The organism is Helicobacter sp. UBA3407 (assembly GCF_949747025.1).
Taxonomy (GTDB): Bacteria; Campylobacterota; Campylobacteria; order Campylobacterales; family Helicobacteraceae; genus Helicobacter_D; species Helicobacter_D ganmani.
The window spans coordinates 1-7,361 of sequence record NZ_CATKCB010000189.1; the positions used below are offsets into that span (position 1 = coordinate 1).

The 7,361-nt window shown below is 36.0% G+C and carries 8 protein-coding genes; all 8 read right to left on the reverse strand.

The window, feature by feature from the left end; genetic code table 11:
- Window positions 1-130 precede the first annotated feature (130 nt).
- On the reverse strand, window positions 131-448 hold the full coding sequence (locus Q1553_RS06945) for a hypothetical protein (RefSeq protein WP_115550624.1): 318 nt from the start codon (window positions 446-448) through the stop codon (window positions 131-133).
- A gap of 3 nt (window positions 449-451) precedes the next feature.
- Window positions 452-2,143 (reverse strand): ATP-dependent metallopeptidase FtsH/Yme1/Tma family protein, encoded by a 1,692-nt coding sequence (locus Q1553_RS06950; protein ID WP_300706303.1) that lies wholly within the window; start codon window positions 2,141-2,143, stop codon window positions 452-454.
- Window positions 2,130-3,434: a tRNA (N(6)-L-threonylcarbamoyladenosine(37)-C(2))-methylthiotransferase MtaB gene (mtaB, locus tag Q1553_RS06955; RefSeq protein WP_297579362.1), complete on the reverse strand. Its 1,305-nt coding sequence runs from the start codon at window positions 3,432-3,434 to the stop codon at window positions 2,130-2,132. The genes Q1553_RS06950 and mtaB overlap by 14 nt, the downstream gene beginning before the upstream one ends.
- 9 nt (window positions 3,435-3,443) lie before the next feature.
- Window positions 3,444-5,150 carry a mechanosensitive ion channel domain-containing protein gene (locus Q1553_RS06960; protein WP_115550627.1) on the reverse strand — a complete coding sequence of 569 codons (1,707 nt, stop codon included), beginning with the start codon at window positions 5,148-5,150 and terminating at the stop codon, window positions 3,444-3,446.
- Entirely contained in the window at window positions 5,147-6,193 is a 1,047-nt protein-coding gene (gene aroB / locus Q1553_RS06965) for a 3-dehydroquinate synthase (protein ID WP_297600249.1), read from the reverse strand. Before aroB ends, Q1553_RS06960 begins: the two co-directional genes overlap by 4 nt.
- A 123-nt stretch (window positions 6,194-6,316) precedes the next feature.
- Window positions 6,317-6,766 (reverse strand): LysE family transporter, encoded by a 450-nt coding sequence (locus tag Q1553_RS06970; RefSeq protein ID WP_366525098.1) that lies wholly within the window; start codon window positions 6,764-6,766, stop codon window positions 6,317-6,319.
- A gap of 1 nt (window position 6,767) precedes the next feature.
- On the reverse strand, window positions 6,768-6,962 hold the full coding sequence (locus tag Q1553_RS06975; RefSeq protein ID WP_300842854.1) for a hypothetical protein: 195 nt from the start codon (window positions 6,960-6,962) through the stop codon (window positions 6,768-6,770).
- Between the two features lie 105 nt (window positions 6,963-7,067).
- Window positions 7,068-7,361 (reverse strand): cysteine peptidase family C39 domain-containing protein (locus tag Q1553_RS06980; protein ID WP_300842855.1); only part of this gene is annotated, 294 nt, incomplete at its 5' end.

Below are 7,361 nucleotides of genomic sequence, written 5' to 3' on the forward strand. Positions count from 1 at the left end.
GAAGTTAAATTATATTTTCAAAATGCAGCCAATGGAGAGAGAACTAATCCTATTGCCTATGAAATTGAAGTAGAATGCTACAAAAAACGTGCTTATTAAATCAAATGTGCAAACTAGAATCCAAAGGATTTTAGTTTTTTGCAATCACGACTAAGCCAAATTGTGCAAAGTTTTCATATTTTTTTAAATTAGTGATTTGAGGATTTTTAAAGTAGCTATAAACCTTGCAACCATAAAAAGCAATGGTGTGTAACCGCGTATTAAGGGATTCTAAATCGGGTTCTATCAAAATTAGATTTTCTATGCGTTGGTGGAGTTGTAGTTGATTTAGAGCATAGAGAATGGCTTGAGTGCATTGCCCTTGCACACCAATAACACAATAAGCATTTAAAAGAATGGGTGGAACTTTTAAGGATTCAAGATTTAAAGAATTTCCAAAGATTTTCATTTGCTATTTTTGAATTTGCGCGTGAATGAGCTGTCCAATCTCATGGTATTCTAGCTTTTCATTCACGAGTAAAGAGATTTTGATATGTTCTAGGATTCCGCGATAATTTTTAAAGAATCCCAAACGTTCGTTTTTGCAATCTTCTAGGATTTTAAGTACATCTTCTTCTCTGCCTAGCAAATATTCTCCCATTCCATAGGATTCTACCATTTGACGCGCTAAGGCTTTTGCGGCATTCAGGTCTTCTTTGGCGTGCGAATAACGTTCTTGATAGAGCAATTCAAGTGCTGCGATTCCAGATAAATGGATTTTAATTTTGCTTTCCATTTCGTTTTTACTCAAAAATTCTTTGTCAATAGATTTTAAGCCATCACTCATCAGGGTTGCTTTTTCAAATGGAATCTCCAAAGAATACGCACTAAAAGCTTTTGCGGCTTGATAATAAGCAAGGATTTCTTTTTCCTTGTCGCTAAAGCTTAGTTTTTTGCGCACCCCTAGCATTACCTTATCACGCACATTTAAAATATCCTCTTTGGTAATTGTATCCGAGCCGCGTTTGATAGCGCATAATGCTGCTTCATTGATAAGAGAGGCAAGAGCTGCCCCACTAAATCCCACGCAGAGTTTTGAAATTTCCTCAAAGTCAAAATCACAAGTTTTGTCGCGCGTATGCACTTTTAAAATCTTAATCCTCTCTTGCAAGTCGGGTAGCTCTACAAAGATTCGCCTATCGAATCTCCCACTACGCAACAAAGCGTCATCTAGGGATTCTACATTGTTGGTTGCGCCAATCACAATTACGCCCGAACTATCTTCAAAGCCGTCCATTTCGGTTAAAAGCTGATTGAGTGTTGCTTCGCGTTCATCGTTGCGCATTCCACCTCGCGCCTTTCCCACCGCGTCAATTTCATCAATAAAAATAATAGAGGGGGCATTGAGTTTGGCTTTGGTGAATAAATCATGGACACGTTTTGCTCCCATACCAACATAAATTTGTACAAAACTTGCGCCGCTTTGATAAAAAAACGGCACTTTTGCTTCCCCAGCTAGTGCTTTGGCAATTAGTGTTTTACCTACGCCAGGAACCCCGATTAATAGCACGCCTTTAGGGAGTTTGACGCCAAAGTCTTGGTATTTTTTGGGGGATTTGAGGTAGTCAATAATCTCCTCTAGTTCGCTTTTGGCTTCGTGAATCCCGGCAACATCATCAAAAGTGAGATTAGAAGTAATAGGTTGAATATAGTGTAGGGCAAAGGTTTCATTGGCAAAAGATTTTGCGACATTCTCATATTCTTTAGAATCCTTACGTTTTCGAGTGTTTGGATTGGAAGTATTTTTTGCTTTTTTAAAGCTTGCAAAAAAGAACAAAATTACCAGTGAGATAATTAGAATCATAATAATTTCTGTTAAATTTTGCACAAAATTGAAATCATTTTTGATTTCCAATGGAACTTTTTGTCCAAATTCTTGCAGATTAATGCTACTTTTGGCAACTTTGTATTCTTTGCCTTCTAAGGTAAAATACAAATAATCTCCCTTAAGGATTGCAACCTTTGGCAGCACGTTTTGCGTAATCGTTTGTAGATTCGTTGCGCTAATTAAAACGGGGTTGCTTTTGAAAAAGAAAGCAACAAATAAGGCAAGTGCTAGGAGAACCGCAAAGATTCCAAAATATAAATTTTTAAATTTCTGCATAATTTTTATCCATTTTTGGGGTGAAATGTGTAATAAGAACCCAACTATCTTTGTAAAGAGGATTTTGTGTTTCTATTTGCATAGGATTGTAGTATTCATCAAAACCTTGCGCAATGTATTTTGGACAAGGGTTTTTATCGCTAGATTCCGCTTTTACTTCTTTGATAAGGACATTTTCAATCAATATATTGAGGGATTTGTGGTGTAATTTGAGATTCTCTCTGAAGTGTAGATTGTTCTTGGCAACTTGAGTTTCAATCTGTTGTTTTCTCTCTTTTGCAATCTTTCCATTGATTCTGTCTTGAAGCAGGGCAGAGGGGGTATTATCGCGTGGGCTATAAATAAAACTATGCAAATGCGTCAAAGGCAGAAGTGAAAAATTGGCAAAAGCTTCTCTCCATATTTCCTCACTTTCTCCGGGGTGTCCTACGATAAAATCACTTCCTAATGCAAAACCTTGATTTGCTAGCAATGTGAAAAGTTCCAAATCTTTTGGAAAAGTATTAAGGCGATTCATTATTTTTAGCATTGCAGGCGCAGTGTGTTGCAAGGCGATATGCAAATGTCGCTCTATTTTGGGGTTTTGTAGAATCTCCAAGAAATGCGTATTGATTTGCGATGGTTCTAAGCTCCCGATTCTAAGACGTTTAAGAGAGGGAATCGCACAAAGTGATTCTATTAAATTTGCAATGTCTTTCCCAAACTCTTTGCCCCAACTACCAATATTTGTGCCTGTTAAGATAAATTCATCAAAGCCTTTTTGGGTAAGTTTTTCCACTTGAGAGATAATCTTTTCTTGCGGAAAACTTCGTGCTTTGCCCCTTACGCTTGGAATAATGCAATACGAACAAGCAAAATCGCAACCCTCTTGGATTTTGATAAATGCGCGACTTTTTCCCACAAAATCGCCTAGAATTTTATTGTCTAAACTCTTTAAATCATCTTCTAAAAAGAAAGATTGCTTTTGTTTTAGAATCGCATTAATATTTTCCTTGTGAGAATGTCCAAAAACACCAAAAACTAAGCCTTTATCTAGGAGATTTTGTCCTTGAGTTTGCACTCCACAACCTGTAAAGTAAATGCGTTTTCCCTCGTTTTGCAGACGATGAATATAATTTCTTACGCCACTCTCTGCACCATTTGTAACAGCGCAAGAATTGACGATTACAAAATCACTTTCTTCCTCATATGGTGTTTGGGTGAAATCTTGAAGCGCGTTTATCATCACTTGAGTGTCAAAGAGATTGGTGCGACAACCAAAGGTTTTGAAATAAACTTTTTGTTTTTGCATAAAAGAATCTTAAAAAAAGTTTTGTGGTGGTATTTCACCATCGCTTTTTAAATGCACGCTTTTAAAAGCCTCATTGTCGCTTTTACGTGGAAGTTGTTTTTGTCTGCCCTCGTAGATTGTCGTGCTAGGATAAGCAATCTGAATATTGGGTTCTTGCAAGATTTCATCAATGATTTCAGAGCTAATGCTACTGCGCAAAGCCAAAGTTGCATAAGCGTTTGTCAGATACCAAACAGAAATGCGGATTCCATTTGGTTCAAGTAAGCTAAAAACTCTCGGTTCTACATTGGTGTTACGCAAACTAAAGCGGTCGCGCATTTTTACAAATTGTTTGCGTGTGCTTTCTGTATAGCCTTTGGCGTATTTTTTGGCACATTCTCTTGCGATATGGCAAGCTCTTTCGTGGTCAGAATCAAAAGTAATCGTAAAATCAATTCCATCCCAAACGGTTTTCATTCCCCCGTGCGTGTAGTTAGAAAACATTGTTGTAAAGACAAAGTTATTGGGAATAAAGATAATGCGTCCTGCTCTGCGATTCTCTCTATAAGTTGTCAAAGTAATATCCTCATAAAGTGTGATTCTAAGCACAGAAATATCTAACACATCGCCGATATAAACAGCACCCTCTTTAATGATTTTGATTCTATCTCCTGCATGCACACAGCCTCCCACGACAATCACAATCCAACCCAAAATGGACATAAAAAGGTCTTTCATCGCAATTGCTAAACCAGCAGAGGCAAATCCAAGCACGGTAACAAGATAACTGACATTATCCAAATAAGCAAAAAGCAGAATCAAAACAATTAGGGTAATATTAAGAAAATTAATTATCTTATTTGTTGTGTAAATGCGTTCGTTGTCGTGAATATATTTGCGCACTCCAAGCTTGATAGAAAAAGCGATTCCAATAAGAATTAGAATCGTGATTCCAATATAAATGCTTTTAATGAATTGCTCTTTAATCTGTGCTTTGAGGCGCACTTTGATTTCTTCCATTTCTTTGGTAAAGATTTCCAAAGTCGTATTGAAAACTTCTTGTGTTGTTTCAAGCACGGTGAGGGCATTGTAATTGATGTGATAAGCTTTGGCAATGGATTCTTTATCTGGAAATAGGCAATAATCAGAATGGCAAACATTGATAAGTTTGTTTGGATTTTGCGTTGTGCTATAAATTTCTAACAATTTGCTTAAGGCTTTATCTTTTTGTTGAATATATTTTAGGTTTTCTTGTAATTTTTCGTAATTGTTGTGCAAAATCGTTAATTCTGAATCAATTTTCTTAATATAAGAATAGGCGCGTGCAATCAGCAAAAGATTTGTAACATTGGGTGCTTCTTCAAGTTTTTTAGCCTCTGTTAGCTCACGAAAAGGAGAATCTTTATAAACTCCTAAAACTTCTTTTTGTTGTTCTAGTGCAGCAAGATTGCGTTCCAAAATACTTAGCTGATTTTGTGTTTCAATACTTTTGGGTTGCTTTTCTAAAGTGTTGATTTCATTTTGCATTTGAATAATATTGAAAATAACTTGTTGGTAGGCTTGATAGTTGGAATATTTTTTTATCCATAAATTGTTAGGATTGTTTAAGAAATTATCTGCTTCTATAATTTGAGAATCTAGCTGTTTGATATTTTTTATTTCTTCTACAATCTCATTACTTATGGCGTTTGTTAGCAAGCAAATGAGAAAGAGAATAAGGAATCTTAAATGTTTCATTTGGCAAATTCACCTAAGACTTCCAAGACAATTTCTTTTGGAATCTCCTCTTTAAAGCATACATTGCCGATTCCATTGGGAAGAATAAATTTGATTTTATCATTTAAGCTTTTTTTGTCTAAAAAGAATGCTTGATAAAAGGATTCTACATTTTGAATTCTATAAGTTGTCGGAATCTGATAATGTTGCAAGAGGGTTAGAATCGCATTGGATTCTGCTTGCGAAAGAAGGTTGAGCTTTAACGCGAGTTGATTTGCCATTATCATTCCAATACCAACAGCTTCTCCGTGCAAATAAGTTCCATAACCGCTTTGTCGTTCAATAATATGTCCAAAAGTATGTCCATAGTTGAGTGCCGCGCGGATTCCGTGTTCTTTCTCGTCCTCTGCAACCACTTTTGCTTTGGTGCTGATTGCTTGATAAATGATTTCTAAAAGTGTGTTTGGATTTGTCATATCGGCATTTTGCAAAGATTCAAAAAGGCTTTTATTAAAGCACACCGACATTTTGATGACTTCCGCCATTCCTGCATTCAATTCGCGTTTGGGCAAAGTTGCCAAGAAAGTGGGATTAATATAAACTGCTTTGGGTTGGTGAAACAAGCCGATGAGGTTTTTGCCAAAATGATTGTTAATGCCTGTTTTCCCACCCACACTAGAATCTACTTGTGCTAAAAGTGTGGTCGGAATCTGGATAAAATCAATCCCTCGCATAAAGATTCCAGAAGCAAATCCCACTATATCACCAATCACACCGCCTCCAAAGGCAATCATCAAAGAATGTCTATCTAAGTAATGATTGAACGCTGCTTCTAGGATTCCATTAATGGTTTCAAAGTTCTTATAACTTTCTCCATCGGGAATCGTGTGGCAATAAATTTCTTTGGCTTCAAGGTTTGCAAGGAGAGTTTGCAGATGAAGCCCAGCGATTTTAGGATTCGTGATGATAAGGACTTTGCCTTTGTGGGTGAGCTTGGGTAAATCCCCAAAATGAATTGTATAGCTTGGTAAAGTAATGTTTAAAGGATTGGCTTGGGATTCCACTTTAGCGCGCCTTAATAATGATTTAAAAGCGACATTTTAGCAATTTTTTACTTTTTTATTCTTTATGATAATTTAAATCTGATTTGAATTAATGCCTAAAAGATGAAAACTAGGCAAATTTTATTAAAATGCTTGCAGTAAATAATAAGCCCCAAACACTCCAACAAGCATTAAAATAATATCACTGATGATTCCGATAAGGTTTTTATACCGCAATAAAATTGCCTTTTGCATCAAAAGTGCATAGCTCATAAGAATACAGAAATCAAGGAGAATCCATACTGCTACTAGAATATTTAAACTCACAAGAATAGAATCGGTGATATGGATAAACTGCGGAAAAAATGCTACAAAAAATAAAATGTCTTTTGGATTGCCTATTGCAATGCCAAAACCCTCTAAAAAGCTAGAGACAAAGGTCTTGTTGGTTTTGGTTTTATTGCATTGCGGTTCGGATTCCTTTTGGGGCTGATTTTGATAGTTTTTCAATGTATGATACAAAGAGCTAAATCCTAAATAAAAAATAAATGCACAACCTGCAATGCTAATAAGAGATAATGCAAAGGGCGAAATTTCAAATGCACCTAAAAATTATTGCAATGGCAAAGGTTATCAAGAGCAAAGAGGCAAAGTTTGTTCCTATGCTTGTAAAGAATGCTGTTTTAAATCCATACATTGAAGCATTGCGTATCACAAGCGCAACCACAGGACCGGGTGTCGCAATGAGTAGAAAAACCGCTAGAATATAGGCAAGTAAAATTTCAAACATTAGGATTCCTTTTAGAGATTGTTAAAGGGCATTGTGAAAATGTCTTAAATTTATTTTATCTTAAAATGCCTAAAAGTGATAGATTTTGTGCGCGAGGATACGAACTCAATGCAAGCTAAAAGGAGAAAAAATGAGATTTAAAGAGCGCGGTAGGGTTAAATTGAATGATTTTAAATCTTTTTTGGGAGCTACAATCAGCGCATAACCTCCCTTTTTGTCCCTATCCCATATACTATAAAATTCTTTTTTAGAGCTGATATATTCGCCATAGTTTGGGTCAAAGATTTGCAAATAATTGCCTTTGTGGTTGATAATCACTACAAAGTGAGGAAATCTAGGGTCGTTTTCAATCTTTACAAGCATTGGAATCTTTACAAGTTGATTAAGAATCTCTCTGTC